This is a genomic window from Mesorhizobium sp. M4A.F.Ca.ET.090.04.2.1 (assembly GCF_003999085.1).
In the GTDB taxonomy this organism is placed as follows: Bacteria; Pseudomonadota; Alphaproteobacteria; order Rhizobiales; family Rhizobiaceae; genus Mesorhizobium.
The window spans coordinates 1-11128 of sequence record NZ_RZOT01000158.1 but is presented as its reverse complement, the minus strand read 5'-3'; the positions used below and the strand labels follow the sequence as shown (position 1 = coordinate 11128).

17 protein-coding genes are annotated in these 11128 nt (G+C 61.8%); 7 read left to right on the top strand and 10 right to left on the bottom strand.

Features of this window, described 5'->3' with window-relative positions:
- The 3 genes from EN781_RS13505 to EN781_RS13495 form a co-directional block, all read right to left on the bottom strand.
- Positions 1–866 (bottom strand): LacI family DNA-binding transcriptional regulator (locus tag EN781_RS13505; RefSeq protein WP_245492594.1); only part of this gene is annotated, 866 nt, incomplete at its 3' end.
- A gap of 162 nt (positions 867–1028) precedes the next feature.
- Positions 1029–2255, bottom strand: coding sequence for an anion transporter (locus EN781_RS13500; protein WP_126055191.1), 1227 nt, complete (start codon positions 2253–2255; stop codon positions 1029–1031).
- A 175-nt stretch (positions 2256–2430) separates the two neighbouring features.
- Positions 2431–2676 carry a hypothetical protein gene (locus EN781_RS13495; RefSeq protein ID WP_126055192.1) on the bottom strand — a complete coding sequence of 82 codons (246 nt, stop codon included), beginning with the start codon at positions 2674–2676 and terminating at the stop codon, positions 2431–2433.
- Between the two features lie 268 nt (positions 2677–2944).
- On the opposite strand from EN781_RS13495, the gene EN781_RS13490 reads away from it, so the two are divergent.
- Positions 2945–3205, top strand: a complete 261-nt coding sequence (locus EN781_RS13490; RefSeq protein WP_126055193.1) for a hypothetical protein — start codon at positions 2945–2947, stop codon at positions 3203–3205.
- Between the two features lie 40 nt (positions 3206–3245).
- Here EN781_RS13490 and EN781_RS13485 read toward each other — a convergent pair whose 3' ends face one another.
- On the bottom strand, positions 3246–4715 hold the full coding sequence (locus EN781_RS13485) for a PAS domain S-box protein (protein WP_245455493.1): 1470 nt from the start codon (positions 4713–4715) through the stop codon (positions 3246–3248).
- 169 nt (positions 4716–4884) lie between these two features.
- Here EN781_RS13485 and EN781_RS13480 point away from each other — a divergent pair, with 169 nt between their 5' ends.
- The 5 genes from EN781_RS13480 (at position 4885) to EN781_RS13460 (ending at position 7448) form a co-directional block, all read left to right on the top strand.
- Positions 4885–5223 (top strand): hypothetical protein, encoded by a 339-nt coding sequence (locus tag EN781_RS13480; protein WP_126055194.1) that lies wholly within the window; start codon positions 4885–4887, stop codon positions 5221–5223.
- Between the two features lie 130 nt (positions 5224–5353).
- Positions 5354–5521: a Thivi_2564 family membrane protein gene (locus tag EN781_RS13475; RefSeq protein ID WP_126055195.1), complete on the top strand. Its 168-nt coding sequence runs from the start codon at positions 5354–5356 to the stop codon at positions 5519–5521.
- A 38-nt stretch (positions 5522–5559) separates the two neighbouring features.
- On the top strand, positions 5560–5853 hold the full coding sequence (locus EN781_RS13470; protein ID WP_126055196.1) for a hypothetical protein: 294 nt from the start codon (positions 5560–5562) through the stop codon (positions 5851–5853).
- Positions 5854–5978: 125 nt separating this feature from the next.
- Complete coding sequence (locus EN781_RS13465; RefSeq protein WP_126055197.1) at positions 5979–6437, top strand: GFA family protein; 459 nt, start codon at positions 5979–5981, stop codon at positions 6435–6437.
- Between the two features lie 465 nt (positions 6438–6902).
- A complete protein-coding gene (locus tag EN781_RS13460) occupies positions 6903–7448 on the top strand; it encodes a PAS domain-containing protein (protein ID WP_126055198.1) in 546 nt (181 codons plus the stop codon).
- 8 nt (positions 7449–7456) lie between these two features.
- Here the strand turns inward: EN781_RS13460 and EN781_RS13455 are convergent, their stop codons facing one another.
- Positions 7457–7684 (bottom strand): hypothetical protein, encoded by a 228-nt coding sequence (locus EN781_RS13455; protein WP_127421843.1) that lies wholly within the window; start codon positions 7682–7684, stop codon positions 7457–7459.
- Positions 7685–7894: 210 nt separating this feature from the next.
- Here EN781_RS13455 and EN781_RS13450 point away from each other — a divergent pair, with 210 nt between their 5' ends.
- Positions 7895–8089, top strand: coding sequence for a hypothetical protein (locus EN781_RS13450; RefSeq protein ID WP_126055200.1), 195 nt, complete (start codon positions 7895–7897; stop codon positions 8087–8089).
- Between the two features lie 361 nt (positions 8090–8450).
- Here the strand turns inward: EN781_RS13450 and msrA are convergent, their stop codons facing one another.
- The 5 genes from msrA to EN781_RS13425 all read right to left on the bottom strand — a co-directional run bounded on the left by msrA (position 8451) and on the right by EN781_RS13425 (position 10846).
- On the bottom strand, positions 8451–8969 hold the full coding sequence (msrA, locus tag EN781_RS13445; protein ID WP_126055201.1) for a peptide-methionine (S)-S-oxide reductase MsrA: 519 nt from the start codon (positions 8967–8969) through the stop codon (positions 8451–8453).
- Positions 8970–9093: 124 nt separating this feature from the next.
- Positions 9094–9993 carry an ankyrin repeat domain-containing protein gene (locus EN781_RS13440; RefSeq protein WP_245455494.1) on the bottom strand — a complete coding sequence of 300 codons (900 nt, stop codon included), beginning with the start codon at positions 9991–9993 and terminating at the stop codon, positions 9094–9096.
- 111 nt (positions 9994–10104) lie between these two features.
- Entirely contained in the window at positions 10105–10428 is a 324-nt protein-coding gene (locus EN781_RS13435; RefSeq protein ID WP_126059120.1) for a hypothetical protein, read from the bottom strand.
- Complete coding sequence (locus tag EN781_RS13430) at positions 10428–10622, bottom strand: hypothetical protein (protein ID WP_126055202.1); 195 nt, start codon at positions 10620–10622, stop codon at positions 10428–10430. The genes EN781_RS13435 and EN781_RS13430 overlap by 1 nt, the downstream gene beginning before the upstream one ends.
- On the bottom strand, positions 10607–10846 hold the full coding sequence (locus EN781_RS13425; RefSeq protein WP_126055203.1) for an ABC transporter permease: 240 nt from the start codon (positions 10844–10846) through the stop codon (positions 10607–10609). The genes EN781_RS13430 and EN781_RS13425 overlap by 16 nt, the downstream gene beginning before the upstream one ends.
- Positions 10847–11128 lie beyond the last annotated feature (282 nt).

Here is an 11128-nt window from a genome sequence, read left to right as displayed (position 1 = left end):
GTGCAGGGCTGCTCGACCAGCGTCAAACGCGGCTCGAAGCAGTCGGCCCATTCGAAATCATCGAAGCCCGCCAGCGACAGGTCGCCGGGGATCGCAAGACCCTTCTCGCGGATGGCGCGGACTGCCCCGATCGTCGTCATGTTGTTGCCGGTAACCAATGCGGTGGGCGGCGTGGCCAGCGACAGGATCGCATGCGTCGATGCCGTGGCGCTCGCCGTGTCGACATTCTCCGGCGAGACATAGTGCGGCAGGCACTCAAGTCCATTGGCGGCGAGCGAGGCGCGGAACGCCTCGATGCGCTCGCGCGTGGTGGCCAGCCCCGGCTGGCCGGCAATGTAGCCGATGCGCTTGTGGCCGAAGGCAGCGACATGGTCGATGAGGGCATGCATCGCCGTGTCGTTCTCGACACCGATCTGGTCGAAGCGGTCGTCAGCGAACCGGTCGATCAGCACGCAGGGCAGCTTCTTCTCGGTAAGATAGTCGATCGCGCGCTCCGGCGAGCCCGACGGCGCCAGGATCACGCCGTCGACGCGGCGCTGGTGGAAGGCGCGCACCACCTGAAGCTCGCGGTCCGGGTCTTCCTGCGTGTCGGACAGAAACACCATCAGGCCGAGCCGCGCACATTCGGCCTCGACCGCGCAGATGATGTCGGTGAAATAGGGATTGGAGATCGCCGAGATGGCGAGCCCGACGCTATTGGTGGTGGACGCCTTCAGCGCGCGTGCCAACTCGTTGGGCTGGTAACCCATCGTGGCAATGGCATCGTTGATCAGCCTGGCCTTCTCGGGCGAGACGAAGCGGGTGCCGTTGACGACGTGTGAGACTGTCGAAACCGAGACGCCGGCGCGGCGCGCGACCTCAGCCATTGTCGGCATGCGTATGGAGTGCCCGCAAGCGCTCCTCCCTTGTATGCGTTTCCCAACCGCTCTTCGGCGGATTTCTTAGAAACCATAGAGCCATCGAAACGTTTGCGCAATCGATTCGACAAAGCCCGCGACAAATTTTGTCGCGGGCTGAAAACTTGGAGATCAGGAGGTGAAAGCCAGCCAGGCCGTGCCGGCGAAAAGCGTGACCAGGGTCAGCGGCAGGCCGACCTCGAAGAAGGCGGAGAAGGAAAGCTCCTTGCCCGCCGCCTTCGCCTGTTCGGCAACGATCAGGTTGGCAACGGAACCGAGCAGCGTGAAATTGCCGGCGAGCGTGGAGCTCATCGCGACCACCAGCCAGGCGCGCTCGGGGTTCTCGAGGCCGGGAATGAAGGGCCTCAGCGCCAGCACCGCCGGCACGTTGCTCATGACGTTGGAGAGCACGGCGGTGAAGCCGGAGAGCCGCCAGACATCGTCGAGCCCGATGTTTTTCGCCCAGGCGATCATATCGGGCGTCAGCAGCGTCTTTTCGGCGCCGGCCACCACCACGAACAGGCCGGCGAACATGAACAGCAACGGGCCGTCGATCTCGCGATAGATGCGATGCGGCTTGATCGCGCGGGTGACGAGCAGGAAGGCGCCGGCAATCAGCGCCGCCTTGGCAACGGCAACGCCGGCGAAGAACGCGACCGCCAGCACGACGCAGACGACTACCGCCTTCAGTACCTGTCCCGGCAGCATGCGGCCGCGATAGACTTCGGGACTGAGCTCCACGGTGCGGGAGAATTCGGCGCGGTAGACGATGCGCAAGATGACGATAACGGCGAGAAGACCGAACAGCGCCACCGGCGCGAGCGCGGCCGAAAAGGCCGGATAGGAAATGCCGGACAGCGCGCCGATCACCATGTTCTGTGGGTTGCCGGTGATGGTGGCGACACTGCCGCAATTGGAGGCGGTGCAGGTGGCAATCAGATAGGGAACCGGGTTGCGGTTGATGACGCGCGTGACGTGGACGACGATCGGCGCCATCACCAGGCAGATTGCGTCATTGACCAGGAAGGCCGAGAGGACGCCGGTCAGCAGCGTCACCATGACCAGGAGCATGAACGGCGCGTGCGCATGCTCGATGGCGAAGCCGCCGAGCGCGCGAAAGGCACCCGAGACCTTCAGATGCGCGACCACGATCATCATGCCGAGCAGCAGCGTGATGGTGTCGAAATTTATGGCGCGGTAGGCGTCCTCCATGCTGATCGCGCCGACGGCGATCATGGCCGCGCCACCGAGCAGCGCGATGCCGGCGCGGTCGAGGCGCAGGCCCGGAAAGCGGCCGACGGCGACACCGGCATAGGTCAGGATGAGGATCAAAAGTGCCGCCGCGCCAGTCCATGTCATTGGCAGAAGTTCCGTCCGAGCTCGCCCCTGCCCGGCAGATTCTGCCCGGCGGCATTCTTCGCTCCACCTTTAGCAAGCGCGCGGCAAAGCGAAAGCGGTTGTGCGGTTGAAACTTTTCGTGCGACCCGACGATAAGGCCGCGGCGTCCGAACAAACAGGCGGGTTTGCTCAGTGGCTAGTCTGCGACCGGCTTGCCCTCGGCGCTATCGTCGCGTTCTGGCTCCAGAATTCCAAACTCCTGCGATTTCAGCCCCTGCTCGGCCTTGAGGAACCCTTCCGCGGCGAGGCCGCGCCGTAGCAGTTCCCGCACGGCCGCCGACCGGCTCGGCATACGCTTTTCGAAGCGCCAGTTTTCCAGCGCAGCCAATTCGTCAGCCGTCAGCATGATCTGGAGTCGTTCAGGTCGTTCCAGTTCGCCCATTTGTGCCTCCGCCAAGACCAAAATGCAGTGAGTTAGTATCTGGCTCACTATCAGCAAAGTTAGGATTTGGCGCACATGCCGTCAAGCGCGACTGATGGGTGATCGGCGCAAAAGCCCAACGATGCGGACAAGACATCGACCAGGCATTCAACAAACTATACTAACTAATTGATTTTATTTCAATATTTTTGACATTATGCTTGCTATCGCGATGTGCCGGGTGCATGCTCGAAAATGAGGAAAAACGCCCCACCGGAAGGCAACTGCCATGCGCGACAGCTATTCAAGCCAATTGCGGGAAGACCTCAACTCCCTGGTCGTGGCGGCGATCCATTCCACGGGCGTGGTCAATGTCGCTATCGTGGCTGAGCGTGTGCGCCTGCGAAACCTCGACGAAAACGTCGCGCGCGAAGACCTCGAATATATGGTCGTGCAAACAGCCGAAATGTATGGGGCAGCCATGGAGTTCGATTGCGCGCTCGTCGTCGAGGTGGCTGAGGGACCCTGTCCGGCGCCGGTTTCCGAGTAAGGATAGGATTGCCAGCGCGTGGTTTCGGCCGGCCGCGCCGTCAATCCATCTCGTCAAGAGAGTTTTTCACGTATCGCAAAGGCGCTTCAAGCTTCCAGCTTACACCGTGCTCGCCGAACTCCAGCTGTCCGGTACCGCCCAGCGCCTGCGGCGTGATCCGTTTCAGCACAACCGAGCCGAATCCGCGACGTTTCTCTCCATCCAAGGGCGGTCCATCGTGCTCGTGCCAGACCAGGCCAAAGACCTCCTCGCCATTCGCGCCGGTGGTTATGGCCCATTCGATCTCGACCTGCCCGACCGGGTGAGACAGGACGCCGTACTTTGCCGAATTTGTCGCCAGTTCGTGGAAGGCGATGCCGAGATATTGGACGGCGTTCGGCTTGAGCATGATCACCGGCCCCTTTGCCGACAGGCGCGACTGCGCCGCGAAGACCCTTACCTGCGCCTCGACCAGCTCGGCAACCGTCGCGCCGCGCCACTCAGCATTGACAAGCAGATCGTGCGATTCCGAAAGCGCCAGGATGCGTTCGCGTACCTGGTCCAGAAAGACCTCCGGGGTGCTTGCCTGCTTGCTCGTCTCTCGGATCATCGAGATGATGACCGAGTACTGGTTCTTTACGCGATGGTTGACCTCGCGCATGAGCAGGCGGATGCGCCGTTCGCTCTCCTTGTGAGAGCTGATGTCGCGCGCAATCTTGGACGCGCCGACAATCCTGCCGATGCCGTCGCGTATCGGCGAGACTGTCAGCGAAACGGGAATGCGCGTGCCGTCCTTGCGCTGGCGCACCGTCTCGTAGGACGGCACGACCTCGCCGGCGCGAATGCGGGTGATGATCGAGACCTCCTCGTCCAGATGGTCGGGCGGAATAAGGATCGTCACCGGCCGGCCGATCGCCTCCGCCGGCGTGTAGCCAAAGAGGCGCTGCGCCGCGTCGTTCCAGCTGGTGATGATGCCGTTTATGTCCTTTGAAACGATCGCATCCACCGATGACTCGACAATGGAGGCAAGCCGCGTGCGGGCTTCGTCCGCCATCGTCTGCGTGCGCAGGTCAAGCAAGGTGGTGATTGCGCCGATCGTATCGCCGGCCTCATTGCGAAGCAGGACGGGATGCGCGCTGAATGGGATGAGTTCTCCGTTGGGCCGCTCGGCTATCGCCCGCCCCCAGCGAACGTCCTTTTCTTCGCGCAAGGCAATGGCCATCGGGCATTCTTCATGCGCCATCTTGCTCCCGTCGAGATGACGCAGCTTCCATGACCCGCACCACCGATCCTCGTTGAGCACGGGACGATGCCCCCAAAGTTCGGCCGCGGCTTCGTTGAAGAAAGTGATGAGGCCCTGCTTATCGGTGGTGTAGACGGCGACTGGCAGCGCCCGCAGCAGATCGACGGCATGGGCGCCTGGAAGCCCGATGCCGCCATGTTCAATCGTGTCCACCGACCCCCTCGCCTTTCGATACCGCAAAATTAACTCGACAAGGAATGCGCGTGAGGGATTTCGGTTCCCCGGCAACGCGTCGCCGGCCGGCCGGCGATCGCCAGTTCCCGGCTACGCTTGCAGAGTCGTCAAGGGCGGGAACTGTCTGCCACCTCCAAATGAATATGTGAGGGAACCATCACCAGCGCGAGCGGTTCCCCCAAAAGTCGCGACACGACGAAACTGCAACCAAATGGAGACAGCCATGACCATGAGAATCCTCGCAGCCACCATGCTGACGCTTGGCCTCGGTACATCGGCGATGGCCCAGACCGCCGGCGACACGGCCGGCTCAGGCATGGTCGACGGCAGCGGAAAATCGGTCGTTGTCGACCCCACTGGCCCCAATACGGTCGACCTGAACGACCCCGATGCCGTCGATCCCACGCCGACCTACAGCATAGACGGCATGGCCACGTATGCGACGAGCCCAACCCCCGATCAGAACTGCCCTGTCGGCCCGCAGGGCGCGCAGCCTGACGCAAGCGGGACATCGCCCGGGACAAGCGCGCCGACGGTGAACGACAACCACTGCGGCAAGTAACCGGCGCATCGCCGTTCGGCGGCCGCGGACAACGACTTCGCGGCCTCCGCCGGTTCCCGCGGGGAACCGACCTTGCAGCAGCGGCGTTTCCAGGATGTATTGAGTTCCGAAACAACCTGGGAGAGAGGACGTGGCTCTATCGGCTCTCATCGGCATCCTGATCACCTTCCTGGTGATCATCCTCGTGCTCTTCCTCGTCCAGCGCCTGCCGCTCGACGGCCGCACGCGACAGATCGCGCAGATCGTCGTCATCATCATTGGCATCATTTCACTGTTGAAGTATCTGGCTGTTTTCTAGCCCTTCCCGCGGGGAAGATGTCCAGCCGAGGCTCCCCGATGAAAACCAGTTCGATCGCATGGATTGCCGGCACGATGGTGCTTGCCTTCACGGCCACAGCCCACGCCCGCCTCGATACCCGTACAATGAGCTGCGAACAGGTGCGGTCCCTGATCCAGGGCCATCGCGCGGCCGTGCTGACCACGGGACAGAACACCTACGACCGCTATGTGCGGCAGTACGGCAATGAGTGCGACTGGCCTGAGGTGCCGACAGCCGCCTCCGTTCCGGCGCGCGACGGCCAGTGCCGCGTCTACCGCTGCCAGGAGCCAGTGTTCAATTTTCCCAACTAAATATGGCCTCGTCGTTCTCGCAACGGATGCGTGGAACCGTTGCCCTTCGCGCGAATTGATTCGGGGTCGAACATTTCGACGTGTTGTCGCGGCCAGCAGAGCGGCGCGAACCAGGAGGAACAGCCATGTCCAGCGATATCAGGCGCAGCGGCAGCTGCCTGTGCGGCGGCGTCCAGTTCTCGGTCACCGGCGAGCCGCTTCGGGTCGGACTTTGCCATTGCAAGGATTGCCGCAAGACCAGCGGATCGGTCTACCAGGCTTTCGGAATCTGGCCGCTTGAGGCGTTCGAGACGACCGGCATCGTCAGCACCTATGGCGGCAGGAGCTTCTGCCCGACCTGCGGCGGCCGTGTCACATCGGTCGGCGAAGAGGAGGCCGAAGTGATGCTTGGCAGTCTCGATGTGGCGCCGACGGAGCTTGAACCGAAATACGAGTTGTGGACGGTGCGCCGAGAGCACTGGCTGCAGCCCCTGCCCGGCGCCCAGCAGTTCGGACACGACCGGACCGAAGGCGAGGCGGCTGACGAAGGCGAAGCACGCATAGCCGCGGAGGGCGACGGGGAATCGACCCGCAGCGCAGCCTGAACCTGCAGCCAGGATGGCCAACTTGCATTTTGCAACCGATGGTCGGTTTGCCGCGGGTACCATGCTCAGTTAAGATTCGACTTGCGGTGGACCTATTGGAAACCGCTTTGGCCGGCGCGGCTCAGGCAACGCTCCCAACATTGCCGCGTCGGCCTTCCAGAATCGAAGGACGCGCGGTATGTTTTCCGGGCCGGGCGGTACAACCTTTGATATTGTATTACGACTCACATAGCTTGGTTATCTAGTGAAGTACCAAGTTATGGTTGCGCTACCGGCCCAGACATTCTTTCGATGAAAGAAAATTCGCTCAAAGTTATTTTTTTCAGTGCGTCAACTACGCCACCCAAGTAGCAGTCAAAGCTGACGCATCGTGATTTTGGGCGGTCTTGTACAAAAGGCCACCTTGTTTCTTTTGGTTCATGTTACATACTGTTGCGAATCTTGAAACCGAACGGGGCGGTTTTCATGACTGCGGTACCTGAAGGGGGGCGCGGCGTTCATCTGCGATATCCTCCGATCGACGGGTTCTGGACCTGGGACATCAAGCGAAACCGTGTCTACGGTGACGCCAACCTTTCCGACTATTTCGGGCTCACGCTTGAGGAATTCTCCCATGGCGCGCCACTTGAAAGATGCATGGAAAGCATCGAGGCCGAGGATCGGCTCCGGGTCCATGTAGCGATTCGCCGGGCGGTGGAGCGCAGGTCGAGTTTCCGGGAGGTCTACAAAGTCCGTTCGGAAAAGATGGGCCTTCGCAAGATCCTGGCGGTCGGCCAGTGCTATGTCGACAACCTTGGAGAAGCAGCTCTCTATCCCGGCTGGTTCGTCGATCTGACACAGGAGGAGGATACAGAGGAGGCCTCCTTGCGCGAAATCCACCGGCATATCGAGCAGGCCAAGGAAATCTCGCAATCGATCGGACACACCCTGCTCTTCTACCTGCTCGACAATGCCCAGGAAGAGGTGCAACTGCGTCTTGGCGGCGGATCGAGGAGGCGCAAATCGTCCTAGCGCGCACCCTAGCCTCTGGGCGGCGTCCTGCCTTGCTTGCTGATTTCGGCCGTCACCATGCGGGCGAAATGCGACTGCGGCGAGCGACGTTCGAGCAGTCTGGCGCGTTCGAGCGCCGTATCGCCGTAGAATTCGACCAGCACCGCGGCTGCAGTGGCCGCGTCGGCCTTCAGCTTGCCGATGTCGGCCTGTTCGCTATGCCTCGAGGGGCCGTTCCTGGCGATCACGTCCAGCATGGCTTGCAACTTTTCAGGAGTGCTGCCCTCGTCTTCGTGCATCGTCGCGGTCCGATTGGTCGCGCAAAATATCGACATTTCCGAGGAATGTCCAACAGCTTCGTTGATCGCGCAGGGATACAACCAAATACAGCTTCACCGCGAGTCTCTCCACAATCTTGATGCAAGCAACAGTCAGCCACACTTCCCACGCAGACATTGGGGGCACCGATGGACCAGCCGAGCAAAATGGAAAACCTGCAGTTCGCGCAGGGGATCTTGAGGGAACTGCGCCAGAAAGCTGAAGCCGATGGCGAGAAGCTTCTGACCTATCTGATCGACATGGCCTATCTCGAAACCAGCGACCGCATCCGCGCGCACTGGATCGGGAACCATGAGAGCGACGGCCGCCGCGCCAAGGGCTGATGCATGTCGACCAAAAGTGCGTAGCGGTTTTGGGACGAAGATGCATCAAACATTAGACTTAGCTTGAGCGCGTTCGGTCAGGCAGGACGCGCTCTGGATCGGCGCCGTGGCCCGCTGCCAGGATCTGGAAACGCAAAAAGCCCGCCGTGCCTTTCGGCACGACGGGCGCAATTGGCAGGATTGGCGGTCCGGGCCGAGTTGTCGACACAAGCAAGCCCGCGCCTCTCGCAGAGGACGCGGGCCCGGATCGGGATGCCGGCCCGATCAGGCAGCATACCGTTGCGCGCTGCCGGAACATGAACTCTTAGCGTATGCTAATGTTCCAGCGCAGAGGGAAAATTTGCCGAGCGACCGATCTGGCTTATGAAGCGGCCCTTTCGCGAACCGGGAGTTTCCAGCCCGGCCTGACGAAATGGCAGGTGTAGCCGTTCGGGTATCTCTCCAGATAGTCCTGATGCTCGGGCTCGGCCTGCCAGAATGGGCCGACCGGCGCAACCTCGGTGACGACCTTGCCCGGCCACAGGTGAGAGGCATCGACATCGGCAATGGTGTCCTCGGCGACCCGCTTCTGGTCGTCGCTGGTGTAGTAGATTGCCGAGCGATAGCTCATGCCGACATCGTTGCCCTGACGGTTGCTGGTCGTCGGGTCGTGGATCTGGAAAAAGAATTCGAGCAGCGTGCGGTAGCTCAGCCTGGCGGGATCGAAAATGATCTCGATGGCCTCGGCATGGGTGCCGTGGTTGCGGTAAGTGGCGTTGGGCACGTCGCCGCCGCTGTAGCCGACGCGGGTCGAGACGACGCCCGGAAAGCGCCGGATCAAATCCTGCATGCCCCAAAAGCAGCCGCCGGCAAGCACCGCGCGTTCGGTGGAAGTCGCCATGTCACATCTCCGTTGGATTTCTCCATAAATGGGGATTGTGACGCTCTTCGTCCAGCGGCTCAAGCGTTCGGGAACCGCGAGTACAACAGCCGCTTGGATTGAGGACGGGAATCAAGATTCAATTCTAGGGAAGCGGCAACGGTGCGTCACTCAAGGTCCGCAGGTAAGCGATGAGGTCTGCTCGCTGCTTCTCGTCCTGCAGACCCGGGAAAAGCATATCTGTTCCAGGCAGAGTGAGCGCGGGATTGGAGATAAACAAATTGAGTTCCTCAAAAGTCCAATCGCCACCAGCATCCTTCAGACTCGACGAATACTCGACATCGCCTTGCGAAGCCTTCCGCCGCCCTACGATGCCCCACAGATTGGGCTTGGGATTCTTGACCCCCGGCACTGCAAGATGACAAGTCCCGCACGCCTTGCCGAAAAGTTCTTTGCCCGATTCAGCGTTTGCCGATGCAAGTCGTGCCGAAATCGGCGCAATGACCGGTCGTCCTGCGCCATGACTGCGCAAGTAGGCGACGACGTCTTCGTGACCGCTGAGCTTCGCCAAATGTATGGGTGGACTGCCGTTCGATGTCAGTGCGTTGACATCTGCTCCAGCGTCCACGAGATGGATGACGCACTGAAGGCAGCCATTCTCGGCAGCCACGTGCAGCGGCGTCTGCGATTTCGCCACCTGATTTGGATCGGCCCCATTGTCGAGCAACAGCTTCACGATGTCAGCGTGCCCACCCTTGTTGGCGGCATAGAGTGGCGTTCTTTGCCAACTGACGAGCAGGCTAACGTCGGCCCCACGACTTATCAGAAGTTTTGCCAACTCGATGTTTCCGGCTTCGCAGGCGATATAGAGCGCCGTGACACCGTCAATTTCGTTGATGGCGGCGCCCTTATCCAATGCGGAAGTCACCGCTGCGACGTCGCCATTCCTGACAAGATCACCCAGGTTGCTCGCCTGGGCGGGCAGCGTAAAAAGCCCAAGCACCAACGAAGCCCCTATCACCCACATGCGTCTCCGCTTGGTCATGGTACCTCTCGCTGCTCTGAAAAAGCGCACAGGTTTGGCTCGCATTGCGGCTCCATGCACAAAAACGAATATTAGCAGATGCTCATTCAAAGACCAAGGATGCGCGGCAGGTCACTCCTCGTTTGTCGGCTTGAATTTCCGCACGACGACCTCGAACACGATGTCCGAAATCCACATCGCCGAGACGCCAATGAGGAAAGCGGCGGCGAGCGTCGTGGTGTCGTCGGCTGGATCGGGGATCGGCAGGCCACTTGCCTTGAACCAGGCGACGGCCGGCAGCGTCAGATAGGCGGCGGCGAGCGCGCCGCAGATCGGCGAAGCGATCATTTCGCGCAGTTTGTAGCGATGGCGCGACAGTGCCCGGAGCGCACCACCAGCCAACCCGGCCGCCACCACCGGGCCTTTGATGCCCAGGAGATCGAACAGATCGTGCATCATGGCCTCCAGCCGCAGAGTTCCTGACCCTTGCGGTTGTGCGCAAGCAGCGCCCTCGCCTCCTGGTCCGACAGTGCGTCGACCGCTTTGACGGAGAGGCGTACCGGCCTTGAGACGGCGCAGAAGCTTCCCTTGGCTGTGGTGCATCCGGCCGCGACGAGCAGCGGCAGCACGAGGATCAATCCCTTGCCCATGTTTTCAGCTCCTTGCTGGCCGCGCCCGCGCGCAGCGCGCCGATATCATTGTCGACCTGGTCGGCGAGCGCGCCGGCGGCAGCCTCGGCCTTGGCCTGCCGAGCGCGTTCCGCACCGGCGCCGGCAAGCCGCTGGCGGACGCCCCAGCCGAGGGCTGCCACCACCGAGGCCAGCAGGCCAAGGAACGTCGGGTTGCCGAGCAGTGAGGAAAGCAGCGCCGTCATGACAGCCACCACACGACAAGTGCCGCAACGATGAGGAGCGCGCCTGCCATCCAGGGCAGCGCCTGGCGCAGGAGTTCGGTGAAGACCTCGACCATTTTGCCCCTCACCTCTGCCAGTTGAGCTTGCGGGCGAGCACATGCCAGGCTTCGGTGCCGAGGCCGATCGCCAGGCCGATGCCGGCCTCGAGCGCCATCTGGATGTCAGGATCGCCAGACAGGGCGGCGGCGTCGCCGGCGCCGAGCAGGCCGCGCGCCACGAGGACGGCCGCGCCATAGCGCAGCG